The sequence below is a fragment of the Pseudomonas brenneri genome (assembly GCF_007858285.1).
GTDB lineage: Bacteria > Pseudomonadota > Gammaproteobacteria > Pseudomonadales > Pseudomonadaceae > Aquipseudomonas > Aquipseudomonas brenneri.
Window position 1 is genome coordinate 250327 of sequence record NZ_VFIL01000006.1, and the last position, 21320, is coordinate 271646.

The following is a 21320-nucleotide window of genomic DNA, read 5'->3' on the forward strand; positions in this document are numbered from 1 at the left end:
TTTAATCATGCGAACGATCGCATTTATCCCTTTGTGCAAAACGCTGAGAGCGCCGAGAATCAACCCTTGCACCCCTTCCTGAATTATTGAGCGTGATGATCATGCAGCATCCGGCACGTACCGAACTCTGGGCCATTCTGCGGCTGTCAGGGCCGTTGATTGCCTCGCAGTTGGCGCACATGCTGATGGTGCTGACCGACACCCTGATGATGGCCCGCCTGAGCCCCGAAGCCCTGGCCGGCGGCGGGCTGGGTGCGGCGAGCTATTCGTTTGTGTCGATCTTTTGCATCGGCGTGATTGCCGCCGTGGGCACCCTGGTCGCTATTCGCCAGGGCGCCGGTGACATCGAAGGAGCCACCCGCCTGACCCAGGCCGGGCTCTGGCTGGCCTGGCTGATGGCGCTGGTAGCCGGCTTGCTGCTGTGGAACCTCAAGCCAGTGCTGCTGCTGTTCGGCCAGACCGAAACCAACGTGCAGTCGGCCGGCCAGTTCCTGATGATCCTGCCGTTCGCCCTGCCCGGCTACCTGACGTTCATGGCCCTGCGCGGCTTCACCAGCGCCATCGGCAAAGCCACGCCGGTAATGGTGATCAGCCTGTGCGGCACGGTGATCAACTACCTGCTCAACCATGCATTGATCGAAGGCATGTTCGGCCTGCCCAAGCTGGGCCTGATGGGCATTGGCCTGGTCACCGCGATTGTCGCCAACTGCATGGCCCTGGCGCTGTTGTGGTACATCAAATACAACCGTGCCTACGCGGCCTATCCACTGGGCAAGGGCCTGCTGCGGCCCAACCTGCACTATTTGCGCGAGCTGTGGCGCCTGGGCCTGCCGATTGGCGGCACCTATGCGGTGGAAGTCGGGTTGTTCGCCTTCGCTGCGCTGTGCATGGGCACCATGGGCAGTACGCAGTTGGCTGCGCATCAGATCGCCCTGCAAATCGTCTCGGTGGCGTTCATGGTGCCGGCGGGCATGTCCTATGCCGTGACCATGCGCATCGGCTTGCACTACGGCGGCGGTCAGTTACTCGACGCACGGCTGGCCGGGCGGGTCGGGATTACCTTTGGCGCGACGGTAATGCTGGGGTTCGCCATGGTGTTCTGGCTGTTCTCGGACCCGCTGATCGGCCTATTCCTGGACCATGACGACCCAGCCTTTGCCCAGGTGATCAGCCTGGCCGTCAGCCTGTTGGCCGTGGCTGCGTGGTTCGAGCTGTTCGATGGCGTGCAGACCATCGCCATGGGCTGCATTCGTGGGCTCAAGGATGCCAAGACCACTTTCCTCGTCGGCCTGGGTTGCTACTGGTTGATTGGCGCACCAGCGGCCTGGTTGATGGCGTTTACCCTGGACTGGGGACCGACTGGCGTATGGTGGGGCTTGGCGCTGGGCCTAGCCTGTGCGGCGATTACCCTGACGTGGGCGTTTGAAAGAAAGATGAAGCGGATGATTGCCCAAGTAAGCTGAAGGATGCATGCGGTCAATGTGGGGCTTGCTCGCTCCCACATTTTTGATTGGGTTTACAGGGTTAGATCACCTCACCCAACAACGCCTGCTGGCTGCTGCCAAACGTCAGATACTCCACCAACTCCGGCAACGGCAATGGCTTGCTGATCAGGTAACCCTGGGCCTGGTCACAACCAAACAGCCGCAACAACGCCAGTTGCTCAGGGGTTTCCACGCCTTCGGCCACCACTTCCAGGTTGAGGTTGTGGGCCAGGTTGATCATCGCATGCACCAGCTTGCGGTTTTCCTCGCGCTCCTCCATGCCGCCGACAAAGCTCTTGTCGATCTTGAGCAAGGCAATCGGCAAGCTGTTGAGGTGGACGAACGAGGAGAATCCGGTGCCGAAGTCATCCAGGGAAAAACGCACACCCAGGCGGCCCAAGGCATCCATGGTCTGCTTGACCAGATCGCTGCGGCGCATCACGGCGGTTTCGGTAAGCTCGAATTCCAGCCATTGCGCCTCCACCCCACGCTCGGCAATCAGCCGGCTCAAGGTCGACAGCAACTGACTGTCCTGAAACTGGCGAAACGACAGGTTGACCGCCATGTGCAGCGCCGGCAGGCCGCGTTCGCGCAGGTCCTGCATATCGCGCAGGGCACGGGAAATCACCCAGTAGCCCAACGGCACGATCAGGCCGCTCTGCTCGGCCAGGGGCACGAACTCGCTCGGCGGCAACAGGCCGCGCTCGCCATGGCGCCAGCGCACCAGGGCTTCGAGGCCGACGATATGCCCATCGTCCAGGTCCAGGCGCGGTTGGTAATGCAGCTCCAGTTCGTCTCGGCGCAGCGCCCGGCGCAGTTCGCTTTCCAGGTCGGCAAGGCTACGGGCATTGCGGTTGATACGCTCGTTGAAGATATGAAAGGTGCAGCCCTGGGTGCTCTTGGCTTGCTGCATGGCGATATGCGCGTGCCACATCAACGGGTCGGCGCCGGCCTTGGCGCGGGCGTGGGCCACACCGAGGCTGCAACCGATCAGCAGGCTCTCGCCGTCGACCCAGTAAGGTTCGGCCATGGCCTCGGTGATACGTTCGGCCATCCACTCGGCGCGTTGCGGCGCGCGGCGGGTGTCGATCAGCAAGGCGAATTCGTCACTGCCCAGGCGCGCCAGTTGGTCGCCGGCTTCCAACTGGCTCTTGAGCCGCGAGACCACTTGCAGGATCAGCCGGTCGCCCGCCTGGTGGCCAAGGGCATCGTTGGCGTGGCGAAAGTTGTCCAGGTCCAGGTGACCAAGGGCCAGGCCCCGCCCGTCGTTTTCCGCCAGGCGTGCGGCCAGCAGGGTCTGGAACCCCTGGCGATTGGCGATGCCGGTCAGCGGATCTTGTTCGGCCAGGCGTTGCAGGGTGTTTTCCAGCAAGCCACGCTCGCGCACATGGCGCAGGCAGCGGCGCACCGTATCGACATCAAACGCACCGAGGATCAGCCAGTCACTGGCGCCCAGCGGCGCAACCAGCGGCTCCTGCTCCAGCAACAAGACGGTCGGCAGGCTGCAACGGCCCGGGTCGGGTTGCAGGCTGGGGGTGGTCAGCAAGACGGCCGTGCGGTCGTCATCGAACAGGCTGCTCACCGACTCCCAGTTTGGCGCACTGATCAGCACTGCCCCGTCGCCCATCGGCGCCAGGCACTCGCGCAACAACGCTGCCCACGTAGGCGTATCGGCCAATAGCAGCAAACGCAAGGGTTCGACAGGCGTAGACAAGCTAGCTCCCTAGACTGTGCAAGATTTCGTTGGCGGCGGGCATTATGACGTGCAGCCTGATAATCACCAATGATATTGGTTATCAAATACGCGCAGTGCGGCTCTAGATCGAACGATAGACCCAAAAACCCCGCACATCCTGCGTCAAAGTAACAAAAGCGGCAAATTTAGATCGAGTGGTACGTCACACTGTCGTTCAGAGGCAGCAGAATCTTGCCAGCCTGTTAAAATGCCCGCCCTTTTGAACAATGACTCCCAAAATTCCGTATGTCCCGACTCAATCCCCGGCAGCAAGAAGCCGTGAACTACGTCGGCGGCCCTCTATTGGTGCTCGCCGGTGCTGGCTCCGGCAAAACCAGCGTGATCACCCGCAAGATCGCGCACTTGATCCAGAACTGTGGCATCCGTGCCCAGTACATCGTCGCCATGACCTTTACCAACAAGGCCGCGCGCGAGATGAAAGAGCGCGTCGGCACCCTGCTCAAGGGTGGCGAAGGCCGTGGCCTCACCGTGTGTACCTTCCACAACCTGGGGCTGAACATCATCCGCAAGGAGCATGCGCGGCTGGGCTACAAGCCGGGCTTCTCGATCTTTGACGAGACCGACGTCAAGGCCCTGATGACCGACATCATGCAGAAGGAATACGCGGGCGACGACGGCGTCGACGAGATCAAGAACATGATCGGCGCCTGGAAAAACGACCTGATCCTGCCCCCCGAAGCCCTGGAAAACGCACGCAACCCCAAGGAACAGACCGCCGCCATCGTCTACACCCACTACCAGCGCACGCTCAAGGCGTTCAATGCGGTGGACTTCGACGACTTGATCCTGCAGCCGGTCAAGCTGTTCCAGGAACACGCCGACATCCTCGAAAAGTGGCAGAACAAGGTGCGCTACCTGCTGGTGGACGAATACCAGGACACCAACGCCAGCCAGTATTTGCTGGTGAAGTTGCTGATCGGTACGCGCAACCAGTTCACCGTGGTGGGCGACGACGACCAGTCGATCTACGCCTGGCGCGGTGCGCGCCCGGAAAACCTGATGCTGCTCAAGGTCGACTACCCGTCCTTGAAAGTGGTGATGCTGGAGCAGAACTACCGCTCCACCAGTCGTATCCTGCGTTGCGCCAACGTGCTGATCTCCAATAACCCCCACGAGTTTGAGAAACAACTGTGGAGTGAGATGGGCCATGGCGACGAAATCCGCGTGATCCGCTGCCGCAACGAAGATGCCGAAGCCGAGCGCGTGGCCGTCGAGTTGCTGACCTTGCACCTGCGCACCGACCGCCCCTACAGCGACTTCGCCATCCTGTATCGCGGCAACTACCAGGCCAAGCTGATCGAGCTGAAGTTGCAGCACCACCAGATTCCGTATCGCCTGTCGGGCGGCAACAGCTTTTTCGGACGCCAGGAAGTAAAGGATCTGATGGCCTACTTCCGGTTGATCGTGAACCCGGACGATGACAACGCCTTCCTGCGTGTGATCAACGTGCCGCGCCGGGAAATCGGCTCCACGACCCTGGAAAAACTCGGCAACTACGCCACCGAACGCAAGATCTCGATGTACGCCGCCACCGACGAAATCGGCCTGGGCGAGCACCTGGACACGCGCTTCACCGATCGCCTGTCGCGCTTCAAGCGCTTTATGGACAAGGTGCGCGAGCAGTGCGCCGGCGAAGACCCGATCAGCGCCCTGCGCAGCATGGTCATGGACATCGACTATGAAAACTGGCTGCGCACCAACAGCTCCAGCGACAAGGCCGCGGATTACCGCATGGGCAACGTCTGGTTCCTGATCGAAGCGTTGAAGAACACCCTGGAAAAAGACGAAGACGGCGAAATGACCGTCGAAGACGCGATCGGCAAGCTGGTCCTGCGCGACATGCTTGAACGTCAGCAGGAAGAAGAAGATGGCGCCGAAGGCGTGCAGATGATGACCTTGCATGCGTCCAAGGGCCTGGAATTCCCCTATGTGTTCATCATGGGCATGGAAGAGGAAATCCTCCCACACCGCTCCAGTATCGAAGCCGACACCATTGAAGAAGAACGGCGCCTGGCCTACGTAGGCATTACCCGCGCGCGCCAGACCCTGGCCTTCACCTTTGCGGCCAAGCGCAAGCAATACGGCGAGATCATCGACTGCGCCCCGAGCCGCTTCCTCGATGAACTGCCACCGGACGATTTGGCCTGGGAAGGCAACGACGACACCCCGACTGAAGTCAAGGCGGTACGCGGCAACACCGCCCTGGCAGATATACGCGCGATGCTAAAGCGCTAGAATCGACTACTTTTTAATCTACTTTCGGCGCCCCTTGCGCCACCAGAGGAAGCTTTTGTGGAAGCACTGCACAAGAAAATTCGCGAAGAAGGCATCGTGCTTTCCGACCAGGTACTCAAAGTCGACGCCTTTCTGAACCATCAGATCGACCCGGCGCTGATGAAGCTGATCGGCGACGAATTCGCCGCGCTGTTCAAGGACTCGGGGATCACCAAGATCGTTACCATCGAAGCCTCGGGCATCGCGCCGGCGATCATGACCGGCCTTAACCTCGGCGTGCCGGTGATTTTCGCCCGTAAGCAACAGTCCCTGACCCTGACGGAAAACCTGCTGTCGGCGACGGTGTATTCCTTCACCAAGAAAGTCGAAAGCACCGTGGCGATCTCCCCGCGCCACCTGACCAGCAGCGATCGCGTGCTGGTAATCGATGACTTCCTGGCCAACGGCAAGGCGTCCCAGGCGCTGATTTCGATCATCAAACAGGCCGGCGCCACCGTGGCGGGCCTGGGGATTGTGATCGAGAAGTCGTTCCAGGGTGGCCGTGCGGAGCTGGATGCCCAGGGCTACCGTGTTGAATCGCTGGCGCGGGTGAAGTCCCTGGCCGGTGGGGTCGTGACCTTCATCGACTGAAGGTGAGCGAGCACAGTTAAAAATGTGGGAGCGGGCTTGCTCGCGATAGCGGTGGATCAGCCACTCATGAACTGGCTGACAGACCGCATTCGCGAGCAAGCCCGCTCCCACATTGGGTTTGTGGTGGCCGTTAGTGTGTGGTGGCCTTGAGGCCTGCGAGCAGCAAGCGCTGATACAGGTCCTCTTTAAACCCCTGCGGCTTATCCAGGCGCATCCGCACCAGATGCCCGGGAAACGCCGCAGGCTCCGGCGCATCCAGCGCCGCCTTGCCCAACTCCAGAATCTCCGTCAGCTTGAACTTGCTCTTGAGCCAATTCAGCGCCCGCAACAAATCCCGCTCTTCATCACTGAAGTCACTGCCCAGCGGATACTCCGGAAACAGCCTTGAATGGCGCGCCTGCACCGCCTGCAACCGCTCGGGCGTATTGTCGGCAAAGCGTGGGTCGAGCGCAAAATCCTTGGGCAACTTGCCGGCTTTTTGCGCCTGTTCGATCAAGTCGGCCTGGAACCGTGAGTCGGTGACATTGAGCAGCGCCTCGATCACCTTGGCGTCGGTCTGGCCGCGCAAGTCAGCGATGCCGTATTCCGTGATCACGATATCGCGCAGGTGTCGTGGAATCGTGCAATGGCCGTACTCCCAGACAATATTGGAGCTGACCTCGCCGGCCGATTCGCGCCAGCTGCGCAGGATCAGGATCGAGCGCGCGCCTTCCAGCGCATGACCCTGGGCGACAAAGTTGTATTGCCCGCCCACACCGCTGAGCACGCGGCCGTCTTCCAATTGGTCGGCAACGCCTGCACCCAGCAACGTCACCATGATCGCGCTGTTGATAAACCGCGCATCCACGCGCTGCAAACGCTTGAGTTCTTCCTGCCCGTACAGCTCGTTGATATAGCTGATGCGGGTCATGTTGAATGCCTGGCGCTTGGCGTGAGTCATTTCCTGCAAGCGATGGTAAAAACTACGCGGCCCCAGGAAGAAACCGCCATGGATCGACACGCCGTCGGGCTGTGCTGCATCGTCCAGCAGGCCCGCGTTGGCCTGCGTCTGTGTCGCCACATCGGCGTAGACCTTGCGCCGCACAATCCCGGCATCGGCCAGCACCAGCAGGCCGTTGACGAACATCTCGCTGCAACCGTAGAGGCCCCGGGCAAACGGCTCGACCCCGCCCTCACGGCTGATCAGCGGCGCCCATTGGTACACATCCAGGTCAGTGAGCAACTGCCGGTAGCCTTCGTTATCGGCCTGGCGCGCCAGCAGCGCAGCGGTCAGGGCGTCACCCATCGAACCAATGCCGATCTGCAAGGTACCGCCATCGCGCACCAGGGTGCTGGCGTGCAAACCGATGAAATGGTCCTGGAACCCCACCGGCATGTTCGGTGTGGAGAACAGTGTGGTGTGGTCTTTCTCGTCGATCAGGAAGTCGAACTGGTCCATGCCCAACTCGGCGTCGCCCGGCATGTAGGGCAAGTCCTCATGCACCTGACCGACCACCAGGATGGTCTCCCCGGCCGCGCGGCGCTTGGCGATCATCGGCAACAGGTCGAGGGTGATATCAGGGTTGCAGCTCAGGCTCAGGCGATCCGGGTGCTCACTGCTGCTGGCCACCAACTGTGCAACCAGGTTCAGGCCGGCAGCGTTGATATCGCGGGCGGCATGGCTGTAGTTGCTGCTGACGTAATCCTGCTGGGCCTGGGCGCTGTGCAACAGGCTACCGGGCTGCATGAAGAACTGCTGCACGTGGATATTGGCCGGCAGGCTGCCCTTGCGCAGGGCGGCGAGGAAGTCCAGTTCAGGATAGTCGCCAAACACCCGCTCGATAAACGGTTCGAGAAAGCGCTTCTGCAAACCATCGCCCAACGGCGGGCGACCCAGGCTCAGGGCGGTGTAGATCGTCAGCTCGCGCTCGGGCAGCTTGGCGATGCGCCGGTACAACGCGTTGGCAAACAGGTTCGGCTTGCCCAGGCCCAGCGGCATCCCCATGTGAATATGCGCAGGCAAGCGTGCCAGTACGTCGTCGACCGCTTGCTCGATTGAACACAACTGCACCATCCGACCCTCCTGAACATTCCATGAATTGAGGTTGGACCGAGCTTGCCGGGTCTTTGCTGCAATGAACAGCCTTGGCAACCAAATTGCGGGCACAAAAAAGCCGCTGGTCAGCGGCTTTTTGGCGAAGATCGGTTTATTTCAAACCAGACATCTTCTCGATCGCACCTTTGAGGTCAGCATCCGAGCAATCGGCGCACGTCCCTTTAGGCGGCATGGCATTGATGCCGGTGATGGCCTTGGCCAGGATGCCGTCAAGGCCGCCCTGGTGGTCGGCGCGCTCTTTCCAGGCTGCGGTGTCACCGATTTTCGGTGCGCCCAACAGGCCCGTGCTGTGGCAAGCGTTGCAGTGTTTGGCAATGATCTCGTCCGGCGTTTTCGCGCCGCCGCCGCCCGCTGTCACAGCGACTTCCATGCCCTTGCATTCTTCACCCTGAATACAGACCTTCCCGACGGGTTCAAGGCGCTTGGCAATATCATCATTGGTCGCAGCTTGAGCGCTGGCAGCCCAAAGGGCCAGTACGGTTGCTGGTACAGCCAGCATTTTCATAATTAGGTTCACGCGTTCACCCTCATGGTGGCTATTCACGCCTGCGGCCACGGTTTCGCAGGCGGCGAAAGTATAACGGTTAGGCCGCCTCACTGAAACAACCCTATTATCCAAGGGGAGATTCAGCAGGGCGAAATGCAACTACGGGCACCTCTGCAAGGTAGGCAGGGCGCCTCTTCTGTTAAAAGTTCGCGGGTGTGGCTGCGCTGATTAGTCGCGCCGGCACATCGAACGGATTGCGAAAACGGTGCGGCTTGGTGCTTTCAAAGTAGTAGCTATCGCCGGCTTCGAGCACAAAAATTTCGGCGCCTACCACCAATTCCAGACGACCCTCCAACAGGATCCCGGTTTCCTCGCCATCATGGGTCAGCATTTCCTCGCCGGTATCAGCGCCTGGCGGGTAGATTTCGTTGAGAAACGCAATCGCCCGGCTGGGATGTGCCCGGCCCACCAGTTTCATGGTGACCGCGCCATCGGAGATGTCGATCAGCTCATTGGCTTTATAGACGATCTGCGTCGGTTTTTCCTGGAGGATCTCTTCGGAAAAGAACTCGACCATGGACATGGGGATGCCGCCCAGCACCTTGCGCAAGGAGCTGATGGAGGGGCTGACACTGTTTTTCTCGATCATCGAAATGGTGCTGTTGGTGACGCCCGCACGCTTGGCGAGCTCACGCTGGGAAAGACCTTTCAGTTTACGGATGGATTGCAGTCGTTCGCCGACGTCCAATGCAGGAGCCTCCTAGGATTCAGGCTTTGTTGTAATTGAGCGTTATCATGGCGACAGCGTTCAGTATTTACAACACTTTGGTCTGAATCCCGGTGGGCTTCATCTGTAGCCGGCGGCTAAGCGCCGGAATAGAGCCGTGGCACGCGGCGCAGGTTGCAGAAAATCTGATAGGGGATGGTCTCGGCGGCGGTCGCCACATCGCTGGCGAGGATGTTTTTGCCCCACAACTCGACGGTTGAACCCAGACCCGCCTGGGGTACATCGGTCAGGTCGATGCACAGCATGTCCATCGACACCCGCCCCAACAACTGGCTGCGCTGGCCGGCGACCAGTACCGGCGTGCCGGTCGGCGCATGCCGTGGATAACCATCGGCATAACCCATGGCAACCACACCGATACGCATCGGCTTGGGCGTCACGAATCGCGCGCCGTAACCCACTGGCTCGCCCGCCGGTAATTCGCGCACGCAGATGACTTTCGACTCCAGGGTCATCACCGGCTGCAAACACGCGGCAACCGCCTGGTCTTCGCCGAAGGGCGTCGCACCGTAAAGCATGATGCCGGGCCGTACCCAGTCGCTGGAAACGCTCGGCCAGCCCATCACCGACGGCGAGTTGCGCAGGCTGACCTGGGCCGCCAAGCCCTGGCGCGCGGCCTCGAAGACCGCGACCTGTTCATCGCTGCTCGCGCAGTCCAGCTCATCGGCACGGGCGAAGTGGCTCATCAACACGATCTTGGCCACTTTGCCACTGGCCAGCAGGCGCTGGTAAGCGTCGTGATAATCCTTGGGATGCAACCCGACCCGGTGCATGCCCGAATCCAGCTTCAACCACACCGTCAGCGGCTTGCTCAGGCGCGCCTGTTCAATCGCTTCCAGCTGCCACAACGAATGCACCACGCACCAGAAGTCATGCTCGATGATCAGCGGCAGTTCGTCGGCCTCGAAGAACCCTTCGAGCAACAACACCGGCCCACCAATTCCGGCAGCGCGCAGTTCCAGCGCCTCCTCGATACAGGCCACGGCAAAACCGTCGGCCTGGTCTTCCAGGGCCTGGGCCACGCGCACGGCGCCATGGCCGTAGGCGTCGGCCTTGATCACGGCAAGGGCCTTGGCCCCGGTCAGTTCGCGGGCCAATTGGTAGTTGTGGCGCAGGGCTTGTAGGTCGATCAGGGCACGGGCAGGACGCATGGCGGCAGGCTTCTAGGCGGCGGTAGGAAGAAAAAACCGGTACCGACCGACAGCGCCGGCACCGGAAGAGGGATCGTTTAAGGCAGAGCGGCCACGACAGACAGCTCGACCAGGATTTCTGGCTCACACAGTTTCGACTCGACCGTGGCACGGGCGGGTGCGACGCCTTTTGGCAGCCACTTGTCCCATACCGCGTTCATGCCGGCAAAGTCGGCGTCGATGTCTTTGAGGTAGATCGTCACCGACAGCAACTTGGTTTTGTCGGTACCGGCCAGATCCAGCAAACGCTCGATATTGGCCAGGGTTTCACGGGTCTGCTGTTCAATCCCGGCACTCATGTCGTCGCCGACCTGCCCTGCCAGATACACGGTACCGCTGTGGACAACGATCTGGCTCATGCGCTCATTGGTGAGCTGGCGCTGGATTGACATGTTTTGTGGACTCCTGAGGGCTGCCATAACGGGAAATATCAAGGCCTGCGGCACTGATCTGCGGGGTTTTCTTGGCCATCAGGTCCGCCAGCAAGCGACCAGAGCCACAGGCCATGGTCCAGCCGAGGGTGCCGTGGCCGGTATTCAAGAACAGATTCTTGAAAGGGGTGGCGCCGACAATTGGCGTACCGTCCGGGGTGGTCGGGCGCAGGCCGGTCCAGAACGTCGCTTCACTCAAATCACCGCCCTGAGGATAAAGGTCGTTGACGATCATCTCCAGGGTTTCGCGCCGGCGTGGGTTCAGCGACAGGTCAAAACCGGCTATTTCAGCCATGCCACCGACCCGGATGCGGTTGTCGAAGCGAGTGATCGCGACCTTGTAGGTTTCGTCGAGAATGGTCGAGGTCGGAGCCATCGCCGGGTTGGTGATCGGCACGGTCAGGGAGTAACCCTTGAGCGGATACACCGGCGCCTTGATCCCCAGCGGCTTGAGCAACTGTGGCGAGTAACTGCCCAGGGCCAGCACGTAGCGGTCAGCGGTTTCCAGCTTGCCGTCGATCCACACACCGTTGATACGATCACCGGCGTGGTCCAGGCGCTGGATGTCCTGCTCGAAACGGAACTCAACGCCCAACTGCTTGCACATATCGGCCAGGCGCGTGGTGAACATCTGGCAGTCGCCGGTCTGGTCATTGGGCAGGCGCAAGGCACCGGCCAGGATATCCGTGACGCTGGCCAGGGCCGGCTCGACGCGGGCAATGCCGGCACGGTCGAGCAGCTCGAACGGTACGCCGGACTCTTTGAGCACGGCAATATCCTTGGCCGCACCATCCAGTTGTGCCTGGGTGCGGAACAATTGGGTAGTACCCAGGCTACGGCCTTCGTAGGCAATGCCGGTTTCAGCGCGCAGTTCATCGAGGCAGTCGCGGCTGTACTCGGACAGACGCACCATGCGCTCCTTGTTCACCGCATAGCGATTGGCGGTGCAGTTGCGCAGCATCTGCGCCATCCACAAGTACTGGTCGATATTGGCCGTGGCCTTGATCGCCAGTGGCGCATGGCGCTGCAGCAACCACTTGATAGCCTTGAGCGGTACGCCCGGCGCGGCCCATGGCGACGCATAGCCGGGCGAGACCTGGCCGGCGTTGGCGAAGCTGGTCTCCATTGCAACGGCCGGCTGACGGTCGACCACGACCACCTCAAAACCGGCACGCGCCAAATAGTAGGCACTGGCCACACCAATGACACCGCTACCCAAGACCAAAACGCGCATTTTTATATCCTCATCACGGCTTGACCGCTGACGTTTGTTGTTCAGCACAAAGATGTGGGCAGTATAAAAAGCAATGACCAGTGCATTTCACTATATAAGTGCCTATATTTGGCGACAATTCTCGGCAAAAACCCTTTTCACGGAGGAGCATCCCCTATGCGGACCAATACCCAGACCAAGCGGGAGCTGGACAAGATCGACCGCAACATCCTGCGCATCCTGCAAGCGGACGGGCGGATTTCGTTTACCGAGCTGGGGGAAAAGGTAGGGCTGTCGACCACGCCCTGCACCGAACGGGTCCGGCGCCTGGAGCGCGAGGGGATCATCATGGGTTACAACGCCCGCCTCAATCCGCAGCACTTGAAGGGTAGCCTGCTGGTGTTTGTCGAGATCAGCCTCGACTACAAATCCGGCGATACCTTCGAAGAATTCCGACGTGCTGTGCTGAAACTGCCCCATGTGCTGGAGTGCCACCTGGTTTCAGGGGATTTCGACTACCTGGTGAAGGCGCGGATTTCCGAGATGGCTTCGTACCGCAAACTGCTGGGCGACATCCTGCTCAAGCTGCCCCATGTGCGCGAATCCAAGAGCTATATCGTGATGGAAGAGGTGAAGGAAAGCCTGAACCTGCCGATCCCGGATTGATCCTGTGGGAGCTGGCTTGCCTGCGATAGCGATCAACCCGCCGCCATTTTCATTGCCTGGCACACCGTCATCGCAGGCAAGCCAGCTCCCACCTTTTGACCGAGTACCTCTGTCAGACCAGCACCTGCCGGGTGGTCGCCATGTACTCGTGGATCTGCTTCTCCACCCGCGGGTGAATCAGCTCCACCGGCCCACGGTTGTTGGGGCATGGCAGGCTGGGCGTAGTACCAAACAACCTACAGATCAATGGGCGCTCGTCGTACACCGTGCAACCGTTGGGCCCCAGGTGTACACAGTTCAGCTCATCCATGGCCGCTTCCTGCTCGGCTGCGGTCTTGCGCGGCAGGCGCGACATTTCCTCGGTGGATGTAGTCACCGGCCCACAGCAATCATGGCAACCCGGCACACACTCAAACGAGGGAATCTGCCGGCGCAGCGCGTTGACTTTCTGGCTGTTGCAACTCATCGAAACCCATACCGAACGGCGAATAGGTGTGGATTTTGCCCTAAAACCCCTGGGTGAGACAGCTTCACCCGACCGCTGTATCCTGCGTCAAATTTTCCAGACACGGATGCTTCCCATGATCGCCAGCGCCCGGCACACCGCTTCCTACTACGCCGCCAGCAGCCTGCCGCAACCCGATTACCCGGCCTTGGCGGGCGAAGTCGTCGCCGATGTGTGCGTGGTGGGCGGCGGGTTCTCTGGGTTGAATACGGCCCTGGAGTTGGCTGAACGCGGGTTTAGCGTGGTGCTGCTGGAGGCGCGCAAGATCGGCTGGGGCGCCAGCGGGCGCAATGGCGGACAGTTGATTCGTGGCGTCGGCCATGGCCTCGATCAGTTTGCCAATGTGGTCGGCACCGAAGGCGTGCGGCAGATGAAGTTGATGGGCCTGGAAGCCGTGGAAATCGTGCGCCAGCGGGTCGAGCGCTTCCAGATTGATTGCGACCTGACCTGGGGTTACTGCGACCTCGCCAACAAGCCCCGCGACCTGCAAGGCTTGGCCGCCGATGCCGAAGAGTTGCACGACCTGGGTTATCGCCATGAACTGCGCCTGCTGCAAGCCGGGGAAATGCGCAGCGTGATCGGGTCCGACCGTTACGTGGGCGGCATGATCGACATGGGCTCCGGCCACCTGCACCCGCTGAACCTGGCCCTCGGTGAAGCCGCCGTCGCCCAGCAGTTGGGCGCACGGCTGTTTGAACAGTCCCAGGTGCTGCGCATCGACTACGGCCCTGAAGTCAAAGTCCACACCGCCCAGGGTTGCGTGCGCGCCAAGACCCTGGTGCTGGGCTGCAATGCCTATCTCAATGGCCTCAACCCCCACCTGAGCGGCAAGGTGCTGCCCGCCGGCAGCTACATCATCGCCACCGAACCCTTAAGCCCGGCCCAGGCCGCCGAACTGCTGCCGCAAAACATGGCCGTGTGTGATCAGTGGGTCACAGTGGATTACTTCCGGCTGTCGGCCGACCGGCGCCTGCTGTTTGGCGGTGCCTGCCATTATTCCGGGCGTGATCCCCAGGACATTGGCGCGTATATGCGGCCGAAGATGCTCAAGGTTTTCCCGCAATTGGCCGAGGTGAAGATCGACTACCAATGGGGCGGCATGATCGGCATCGGTGCCAACCGCCTACCGCAGATTGGCCGGCTGGCCGACCACCCCAATGTGTACTTTGCCCAGGCCTATGCCGGCCACGGTCTGAACGCCACCCACCTGGCGGGCAAGCTGCTGGCCGAAGCCATCAGCGGCCAGCACCGTGGGCGCTTCGATCTGTTTGCCCAGGTGCCCCACATCACCTTCCCCGGCGGCAAGCATTTGCGCTCACCGCTATTGGCCCTGGGCATGCTCTGGCACCGCATGAAAGAACTGCTCTGACTCACCCGCGCCAGAACGGCTTCAAGCCTTCCTGGCGCGCCTGTTCGGCAGTCAGGCCGATATCACGCAATTGCTCCCGGCTCAGGCCCAGCAAGGCCTTGCGCGTATGGCGACGGCGCCAGAACAGTTCCCAGCAGCTCGGATTGCCAGGCGCCAGCCCGGTCATCCCACGTTCCTGCCCTGCTTCCAGTTCCTGACTGTGTAGCGCCAGCCGCACATCGCTCAAGCCACTCATTGTCCTGCCCCTCATTTGCCTGTTGCCATGAGTGACTAGAATGAATGGCGCGACAAAACCATTACAGATTCAACCAACCTTTATTAAATCCATACAGATACTGCCAAACACGGGCTGAATCCTGTATTTTCCCTTCATCTGTACTGGTCCCCCGGGAGCGACCGCCATGACCCTCTACGTCAACCTCGCCGAATTGCTGGGTACCCGCATCGAACAGGGCTTCTATCGCCCCGGCGATCGCCTGCCCTCGGTACGTGCTCTGAGCGTGGAACATGGGGTCAGCCTGAGCACCGTGCAGCAGGCTTATCGGCTGCTGGAAGACAACGGCCTGGCCACGCCCAAGCCAAAATCCGGCTACTTCGTGCCCGTCGGGCGCGAGCTGCCGGCGCTGCCCGCCGTGGGTCGGCCGGCCCAGCGTCCGGTGGAAATTTCCCAGTGGGACCAGGTACTGGAGCTGGTCCGCGCGGTGCCGCGCAAAGACGTCATACAGTTGGGCCGCGGCATGCCGGATGTACTGTCACCGACCATCAAGCCCTTGCTGCGCAGCCTCGCCCGGGTCAGCCGGCGCCAGGACCTGCCGGGCCTGTACTACGACAACATCTACGGCTGTATGGAATTGCGTGAGCAAATAGCCCGTCTGTCATTGGATTCCGGCTGCCAGCTCGACGCCCAGGACATCGTGATCACCACCGGCTGCCACGAGGCGTTGTCCTCCAGCATCCGTGCGATTTGCGAGCCCGGCGATATCGTCGCCGTGGACTCGCCGAGCTTCCACGGCGCCATGCAAACCCTCAAGGGCCTGGGCATGAAAGCCCTGGAAATCCCCACCGACCCGCTGACCGGTATCAGCCTCGAAGCCCTGGAACTGGCCCTGGAGCAATGGCCGATCAAGGTTATCCAGCTGACCCCCAACTGCAACAACCCCCTGGGCTACATCATGCCCGAGGCGCGCAAGCGGGCATTGCTGACCCTGGCCCAGCGCTTTGACGTGGCGATTATCGAAGACGATGTGTATGGCGAACTGGCCTACAGCTACCCACGACCGCGCACCATCAAATCCTTCGACGAAGATGGCCGTGTCCTACTCTGCAGCTCATTCTCCAAGACCCTGGCCCCCGGCCTGCGAATCGGCTGGGTGGCACCTGGCCGTTATCTGGAACGGGTGCTGCACATGAAGTACATCAGCACCGGCTCCACCGCCACCCAACCACAGATCGCCATTGCCGAATTCCTCAAGAACGGGCACTTCGAACCCCATTTGCGGCGGATGCGTACCCAATACCAGCGCAATCGCGACCTGATGCTCGATTGGGTCAGCCGCTATTTCCCCGCCGGCACCCGGGCCAGCCGGCCCCAGGGCAGCTTTATGCTGTGGGTGGAACTGCCCGACGGGTTCGATACCCTCAAGCTCAACCGGGCCTTGGTCGAACAAGGGGTGCAGATTGCGGTAGGCAGCATCTTTTCCGCCTCGGGCAAATACCGGAACTGCCTGCGGATGAACTACGCTGCCAAGCCAACACCCCAGGTTGAAGAGGCGGTGCGCAAGGTCGGGGCAACAGCGATCAAGATGCTGGCCGAAGCCGAGCCACGGGTGGACTGACCTTTTGCCATCAATCACCGTCATATACCCACCACCGCCCTGATTCGGAACCTGTCTCCTTGATGAGCCAAAGGCTGTTAGCGTTTTTCCTGCTTGGGTTCCTGGGCCTGGGCGGTTGCGCCACCCTGGACGTACCCCGCGTGCCCAGCGAGGCGCTGCCGGCGACGCAGTCCGCCTTCGGCCGCTCGATCCAGGCCCAGGCCGTGCCCTACAAGGGCCGCTCCGGGTTTCGCCTGCTGCCCAACAGCAGCGAAGCGTTCATGGCCCGCGCCGAACTGATCCGCAATGCCCAGACCAGCCTCGACTTGCAGTACTACATCGTCCATGACGGTATCAGCACGCGCATGCTGGTAGACGAGTTGCTCACGGCGGCCGACCGTGGCGTGCGGGTGCGCATCCTGCTGGACGACACCACCAGCGACGGCCTGGACCAAATCATCGCCACCCTGGCCGCGCACCCGCAGATCCAGATTCGCCTGTTCAACCCATTGCACCTGGGCCGCAGCACCGGGGCGACGCGCGCCATGGGCCGGTTGTTCAACCTGTCGCTGCAACACCGGCGCATGCACAACAAGCTGTGGCTGGCGGATAACAGCGTGGCGATTGTCGGCGGGCGCAACCTGGGAGATGAGTATTTCGATGCCGAGCCCAACCTGAACTTCACCGACATCGACATGCTCAGCGTGGGGCCGGTGGCCGAACAGCTGGGCCACAGCTTTGATCAGTACTGGAACAGTGCGCTGAGCAAGCCTATCGCCGACTTTATCTCCAGCGCCCCGTCCTCCCGCGACCTGGCCACGGCGCGCGGGCTGCTGGAGACGTCTCTGGCCGAGTCGCGCCAGCAAAACCATGCCCTGTATAACCGCCTGCGGACCTACAAGACCCAACCACGCATGGAGATCTGGCGCCGGGAACTGATCTGGGCCTGGAACCAGGCGCTGTGGGACGCGCCGAGCAAGGTCCTGGCCAAGGCCGATCCTGATCCACGCTTGCTGCTCACCACTCAACTGGCGCCCGAGCTGGAAGGTGTGCGCCACGAACTGATGATGATCTCGGCCTACTTCGTCCCCGGCCAACCGGGCCTGGTGTACCTGACCAGTCGCGCGGACGCGGGGGTTGCGGTGAGCCTTTTGACCAACTCCCTGGAAGCCACCGACGTGCCGGCGGTACACGGCGGCTACGCCCCCTATCGCAAGGCGCTGCTGGAACACGGGGTGAAACTCTACGAGCTGCGCCGCCAACCTGGAGACGGCGGCGGTGGCAGTGGCCCGCACCTGCTGGGCAGCCGTTCGCTGTATGGCTCGGACTCCAGCCTACACAGTAAGGCAATGATCTTCGATCGACAAAAATCGTTTATCGGCTCGTTCAATTCCGACCCGCGGTCGGTGCTGTGGAACACCGAAGTCGGGGTATTGGTGGACAGCCCGGAGCTGGCCGAGCATGTGCGCAAGCTGGCCCTGCAAGGGATGGCACCGGCCTTGAGTTATGAGGCCAAGCTGCAGGGTGGCCAAGTGGTCTGGGTGACGGAAGATAACGGCCAACTGCACACCCTGACCCGCGAACCAGGCAGTTGGTGGCGCCGGTTCAATGCCTGGTTCGCCACCACGGTGGGCTTGGAACGCATGCTCTGAATCCCTGTAGGAGCAGGCTTGCCTAGGCTGGTTGCTCGGCGCCAAACGCTCCTTGGCGCAGCAACAAAATCACCAGCCCCAACGCCCCCGCCGCCATCAACAGCGGCAACGCATGCCCGCTGATCCACTGGCTACCGGCGCCCGCCACCAGCGGCCCGATCAGGCAGCCAATGCCCCACAACTGCGCAATATGGGCATTGGCCCGCACCAGCGCATCGTCACGGTAGCGCTCGCCGATCAGAATCAACGACAAGGTGAACAAGCCGCCGGCGCTAGCACCAAACAGTACCCAGATCGGCCAGATCAGCCAGGTATCGAGCAACGGCGCAATCGCCAGGCTCGACACCAGCAACAGCACCGCACACCCCAGGAACAGGGTGCGCCTGGGCAGGTAATCGGCCAACGCACCAATCGGCAATTGCAGCAGCGCATCGCCTACAACCACGGTGCTGACCATCGCCAGTGCCACCTCGGCAGTGAAACCCTGCTGCAGGCAATACACCGGCAGCAGTGTCAGAATCATCGCCTCGAACGCGGCAAACAACGCCACCGCCCAGGCAATCGCCGGCAAGCCCCGGCAAAATCCCCATAAATCGCCAAAGGTCACGCTGAAGGCCTCCGCCGTCGGTGCCCCGCTACGCCCCAGCAGCAGGAATGGCGCAACGATCAACAGAGCGACGCCAACCCAAAAGCCATAGTCATGATCGGTACCCAGCACGCCGAGCAACAACGGCCCCGACAGCTGGCTCAAGGCGTAGGTACAGCCATACAGCGCCACCAGCCGGCCACGCCACTGTTCCACCACCAGTTGGTTGATCCAGCTTTCGCCGAGGATAAACACAATGGTCAGGATCACCCCGATCATCAACCGCAGCACCAGCCACACCGGGTAGCTGGGCAATACCGCCAGCAAACCGATGGAAATCGCCCCGGCCCACAGGCACAGGCGCATCAGGTTTGCCGTGCCCAGCCAGGAAGCCAGGCGACTGGACACCTTGGCGCCCAGCAACACGCCGAACGCCGGCATGGCCGCCATGATGCCGATGGCAAAGTTGCCATAGCCCCAGCTTTCCAGGCGCAGGGACACCAGCGGCATGCTGACGCCCAGGGCAAGGCCGACGCTGAGCACCGAAGCCAGGACGGCGAAATAAGTCGCCCAACGCATTGCCACGCTCCTGTGGATAACTCATTCATGGACGGTAAAACGAACTGTAGGAGCGAGCTTGCTCGCGAAGAACTCAAGAACACCGCGTTCAACCAGACAGAACGCGTTATCGTTGACGTTTTTCGCGAGCAAGCTCGCTCCTACAAGGGATCAGCTAGGTTGCTTACAGCTTGATCCAGGTCGCCTTCAGTTCGGTGTATTTATCGAACGCGTGCAGCGACTTGTCGCGACCGTTACCCGACTGCTTGAACCCGCCAAACGGCGCGGTCATGTCGCCGCCATCGTACTGATTGATCCACACGCTGCCGGCACGCAGGGCCTTGGCGGTCAGGTGTGCCTTGGAGATATCCGAGGTCCATACCGCAGCGGCCAGGCCATAAGGCGTGTCGTTGGCGATGGCTACGGCTTCTTCAGCGCTGTCGAAGGTAATCACCGACAGGACCGGGCCAAAGATCTCTTCCTGGGCAATCTTCATGGCGTTGGTCACGCCGTCGAAAATCGTCGGCTCGACGTAGGTACCGCCGGTCTCCTGCAGGGTACGCTTGCCACCGGCCACCAGTTTGGCGCCATCGGCGTGCCCGGCTTCGATGTACGACAGCACGGTGTTCATCTGCTGGGTATCCACCAGCGCACCGACGTTAGTGGCCGGGTCCAGCGGGTTGCCCGGCTTCCAGCCCTTGAGGGCCTCGATCACCATCGGCAGGAATTTGTCCTTGATCGAACGCTCCACCAGCAGGCGCGAGCCGGCGGTGCAAACTTCGCCCTGGTTGAAGGCGATGGCGCCAGCGGCGGATTCAGCAGCGGCCTGCAGGTCCGGAGCATCGGCAAACACGATGTTCGGGCTCTTGCCGCCCGCTTCCAGCCAGACGCGCTTCATGTTCGACTCGCCGGAGTAGATCATCAGTTGCTTGGCGATCTTGGTGGAACCGGTGAACACCAAGGTGTCCACGTCCATATGCAGCGCCAGGGCCTTGCCCACGGTGTGGCCGTAGCCCGGCAGCACGTTGAGCACGCCTTTGGGGATACCGGCTTCAACGGCCAGGGCAGCGATGCGGATGGCGGTCAGCGGCGATTTTTCCGACGGCTTGAGGACGACCGAGTTACCGGTGGAAAGCGCCGGCCCCAGTTTCCAGCAGGCCATCATCAGCGGGAAGTTCCACGGCACGATGGCCGCCACCACGCCGACGGGCTCGCGGGTCACCAGGCCCAGTTGGTCATGGGGAGTGGCAGCGACTTCGTCGTAAATCTTGTCGATGGCCTCGCCGCTCCAGCTCAGGGCTTGCGCTGCGCCTGGAATGTCGATGCCCAGGGAATCACCGATTGGCTTGCCCATGTCCAAGGTTTCAAGCAGGGCCAGCTCTTCGGCATTGGCCTTGAGCAGCGCGGCGAAACGGATCATGGTGGCTTTGCGCTTGGCCGGGGCCAGGCGTGACCAGGCGCCGGAGTTGAAGGTGGCACGGGCGTTTTCCACGGCGCGCTGGGCGTCGGCGACGTCACAGCTGGCAACCGTGGTCAGCAGGCGGCCATCGACCGGGCTGAGGCATTCGAACGTGTCGCCGGAAACGGCGGCGGTGTATTCGCCATTGATGTACGCGCGGCCTTCAATCTTCAGGTCCTTGGCGCGTTGTTCCCAGTCGGCACGGGTCAGGGTGGTCATGCGAGTGTCCTCCTCTTATTAAATATAAGGGCCCGGCGTTATCACCAGTTCCCTTCCAAATGCTTGCCCGGCCAGCCAGCTATTCGGTCCGAGGCACCCGCCACCCTAAACCAGCCACAAGGGATGTTTCAATATATTTGACATAACGGCAGCAAACGCCCTTGCGATGTTCATTTTAATAAAC

The 21320-nt window shown here is 61.4% G+C and carries 18 protein-coding genes; 7 read left to right on the forward strand and 11 right to left on the reverse strand.

The window, feature by feature from the left end; translation table 11 throughout:
• Window positions 1-95: 95 nt before the first annotated feature.
• Window positions 96-1463 carry a NorM family multidrug efflux MATE transporter gene (locus FJD34_RS15405; protein WP_032856836.1) on the forward strand — a complete coding sequence of 456 codons (1368 nt, stop codon included), beginning with the start codon at window positions 96-98 and terminating at the stop codon, window positions 1461-1463.
• Window positions 1464-1524: 61 nt separating this feature from the next.
• Here FJD34_RS15405 and FJD34_RS15410 read toward each other — a convergent pair whose 3' ends face one another.
• On the reverse strand, window positions 1525-3198 hold the full coding sequence (locus FJD34_RS15410) for a putative bifunctional diguanylate cyclase/phosphodiesterase (RefSeq protein ID WP_090292420.1): 1674 nt from the start codon (window positions 3196-3198) through the stop codon (window positions 1525-1527).
• 267 nt (window positions 3199-3465) lie between these two features.
• Here FJD34_RS15410 and rep point away from each other — a divergent pair, with 267 nt between their 5' ends.
• Window positions 3466-5475, forward strand: coding sequence for a DNA helicase Rep (gene rep, locus FJD34_RS15415; protein WP_032856834.1), 2010 nt, complete (start codon window positions 3466-3468; stop codon window positions 5473-5475).
• A 57-nt stretch (window positions 5476-5532) separates the two neighbouring features.
• A complete protein-coding gene (locus FJD34_RS15420; RefSeq protein ID WP_029289761.1) occupies window positions 5533-6105 on the forward strand; it encodes a xanthine phosphoribosyltransferase in 573 nt (190 codons plus the stop codon).
• A 130-nt stretch (window positions 6106-6235) separates the two neighbouring features.
• On the opposite strand, the gene FJD34_RS15425 is transcribed toward FJD34_RS15420, so the two are convergent.
• The 6 genes from FJD34_RS15425 to dadA all read right to left on the reverse strand — a co-directional run bounded on the left by FJD34_RS15425 (window position 6236) and on the right by dadA (window position 12329).
• Window positions 6236-8158: an acetyl-CoA hydrolase/transferase C-terminal domain-containing protein gene (locus tag FJD34_RS15425; RefSeq protein ID WP_090292422.1), complete on the reverse strand. Its 1923-nt coding sequence runs from the start codon at window positions 8156-8158 to the stop codon at window positions 6236-6238.
• 133 nt (window positions 8159-8291) lie between these two features.
• Entirely contained in the window at window positions 8292-8705 is a 414-nt protein-coding gene (locus FJD34_RS15430) for a c-type cytochrome (protein ID WP_032856832.1), read from the reverse strand.
• A gap of 181 nt (window positions 8706-8886) precedes the next feature.
• Window positions 8887-9435: a cupin domain-containing protein gene (locus FJD34_RS15435; RefSeq protein WP_032856831.1), complete on the reverse strand. Its 549-nt coding sequence runs from the start codon at window positions 9433-9435 to the stop codon at window positions 8887-8889.
• 116 nt (window positions 9436-9551) lie between these two features.
• Window positions 9552-10625 (reverse strand): alanine racemase, encoded by a 1074-nt coding sequence (gene alr, locus FJD34_RS15440; protein ID WP_090292424.1) that lies wholly within the window; start codon window positions 10623-10625, stop codon window positions 9552-9554.
• A gap of 77 nt (window positions 10626-10702) precedes the next feature.
• Window positions 10703-11056, reverse strand: coding sequence for a RidA family protein (locus FJD34_RS15445; protein ID WP_032856829.1), 354 nt, complete (start codon window positions 11054-11056; stop codon window positions 10703-10705).
• Window positions 11028-12329, reverse strand: coding sequence for a D-amino acid dehydrogenase (dadA, locus tag FJD34_RS15450; RefSeq protein WP_032856828.1), 1302 nt, complete (start codon window positions 12327-12329; stop codon window positions 11028-11030). Before dadA ends, FJD34_RS15445 begins: the two co-directional genes overlap by 29 nt.
• A gap of 156 nt (window positions 12330-12485) precedes the next feature.
• On the opposite strand from dadA, the gene FJD34_RS15455 reads away from it, so the two are divergent.
• Window positions 12486-12974 carry an Lrp/AsnC ligand binding domain-containing protein gene (locus FJD34_RS15455; protein ID WP_003206849.1) on the forward strand — a complete coding sequence of 163 codons (489 nt, stop codon included), beginning with the start codon at window positions 12486-12488 and terminating at the stop codon, window positions 12972-12974.
• 112 nt (window positions 12975-13086) lie between these two features.
• Here FJD34_RS15455 and FJD34_RS15460 read toward each other — a convergent pair whose 3' ends face one another.
• On the reverse strand, window positions 13087-13440 hold the full coding sequence (locus FJD34_RS15460) for a YkgJ family cysteine cluster protein (RefSeq protein WP_029289779.1): 354 nt from the start codon (window positions 13438-13440) through the stop codon (window positions 13087-13089).
• A gap of 115 nt (window positions 13441-13555) precedes the next feature.
• On the opposite strand from FJD34_RS15460, the gene FJD34_RS15465 reads away from it, so the two are divergent.
• On the forward strand, window positions 13556-14848 hold the full coding sequence (locus FJD34_RS15465) for an NAD(P)/FAD-dependent oxidoreductase (protein WP_090292427.1): 1293 nt from the start codon (window positions 13556-13558) through the stop codon (window positions 14846-14848).
• Between the two features lies 1 nt (window position 14849).
• Here the strand turns inward: FJD34_RS15465 and FJD34_RS15470 are convergent, their stop codons facing one another.
• Window positions 14850-15083 (reverse strand): DUF1127 domain-containing protein, encoded by a 234-nt coding sequence (locus FJD34_RS15470; RefSeq protein ID WP_090292428.1) that lies wholly within the window; start codon window positions 15081-15083, stop codon window positions 14850-14852.
• A gap of 166 nt (window positions 15084-15249) precedes the next feature.
• Between FJD34_RS15470 and FJD34_RS15475 the strand changes: the two genes are divergently transcribed.
• Window positions 15250-16683 carry an aminotransferase-like domain-containing protein gene (locus FJD34_RS15475; protein ID WP_032856825.1) on the forward strand — a complete coding sequence of 478 codons (1434 nt, stop codon included), beginning with the start codon at window positions 15250-15252 and terminating at the stop codon, window positions 16681-16683.
• Window positions 16684-16745: 62 nt separating this feature from the next.
• Window positions 16746-18314 carry a phospholipase D family protein gene (locus FJD34_RS15480; RefSeq protein WP_090292429.1) on the forward strand — a complete coding sequence of 523 codons (1569 nt, stop codon included), beginning with the start codon at window positions 16746-16748 and terminating at the stop codon, window positions 18312-18314.
• Between the two features lie 22 nt (window positions 18315-18336).
• Here the strand turns inward: FJD34_RS15480 and FJD34_RS15485 are convergent, their stop codons facing one another.
• Both FJD34_RS15485 and FJD34_RS15490 read right to left on the reverse strand, forming a co-directional pair.
• Window positions 18337-19479 (reverse strand): MFS transporter, encoded by a 1143-nt coding sequence (locus tag FJD34_RS15485; protein WP_032856823.1) that lies wholly within the window; start codon window positions 19477-19479, stop codon window positions 18337-18339.
• A gap of 163 nt (window positions 19480-19642) precedes the next feature.
• A complete protein-coding gene (locus FJD34_RS15490; protein WP_032856822.1) occupies window positions 19643-21136 on the reverse strand; it encodes an aldehyde dehydrogenase in 1494 nt (497 codons plus the stop codon).
• Window positions 21137-21320: the final 184 nt, after the last annotated feature.

Excerpts from the sequence above, each read along its gene's own strand:
- FJD34_RS15405 (WP_032856836.1), top strand. The coding sequence starts at position 96 with ATGATCATGCAGCATCCGGCACGTACCGAACTCTGGGCCATTCTGCGG.
- rep (WP_032856834.1), top strand. The coding sequence starts at position 3,466 with ATGTCCCGACTCAATCCCCGGCAGCAAGAAGCCGTGAACTACGTCGGC.
- FJD34_RS15425 (WP_090292422.1), bottom strand. The coding sequence starts at position 8,158 with ATGGTGCAGTTGTGTTCAATCGAGCAAGCGGTCGACGACGTACTGGCA.
- FJD34_RS15430 (WP_032856832.1), bottom strand. The coding sequence starts at position 8,705 with ATGAAAATGCTGGCTGTACCAGCAACCGTACTGGCCCTTTGGGCTGCC.
- alr (WP_090292424.1), bottom strand. The coding sequence starts at position 10,625 with ATGCGTCCTGCCCGTGCCCTGATCGACCTACAAGCCCTGCGCCACAAC.
- FJD34_RS15445 (WP_032856829.1), bottom strand. The coding sequence starts at position 11,056 with ATGTCAATCCAGCGCCAGCTCACCAATGAGCGCATGAGCCAGATCGTT.
- dadA (WP_032856828.1), bottom strand. The coding sequence starts at position 12,329 with ATGCGCGTTTTGGTCTTGGGTAGCGGTGTCATTGGTGTGGCCAGTGCC.
- FJD34_RS15455 (WP_003206849.1), top strand. The coding sequence starts at position 12,486 with ATGCGGACCAATACCCAGACCAAGCGGGAGCTGGACAAGATCGACCGC.
- FJD34_RS15460 (WP_029289779.1), bottom strand. The coding sequence starts at position 13,440 with ATGAGTTGCAACAGCCAGAAAGTCAACGCGCTGCGCCGGCAGATTCCC.
- FJD34_RS15465 (WP_090292427.1), top strand. The coding sequence starts at position 13,556 with ATGATCGCCAGCGCCCGGCACACCGCTTCCTACTACGCCGCCAGCAGC.
- FJD34_RS15470 (WP_090292428.1), bottom strand. The coding sequence starts at position 15,083 with ATGAGTGGCTTGAGCGATGTGCGGCTGGCGCTACACAGTCAGGAACTG.
- FJD34_RS15475 (WP_032856825.1), top strand. The coding sequence starts at position 15,250 with ATGACCCTCTACGTCAACCTCGCCGAATTGCTGGGTACCCGCATCGAA.
- FJD34_RS15480 (WP_090292429.1), top strand. The coding sequence starts at position 16,746 with ATGAGCCAAAGGCTGTTAGCGTTTTTCCTGCTTGGGTTCCTGGGCCTG.
- FJD34_RS15485 (WP_032856823.1), bottom strand. The coding sequence starts at position 19,479 with ATGCGTTGGGCGACTTATTTCGCCGTCCTGGCTTCGGTGCTCAGCGTC.
- FJD34_RS15490 (WP_032856822.1), bottom strand. The coding sequence starts at position 21,136 with ATGACCACCCTGACCCGTGCCGACTGGGAACAACGCGCCAAGGACCTG.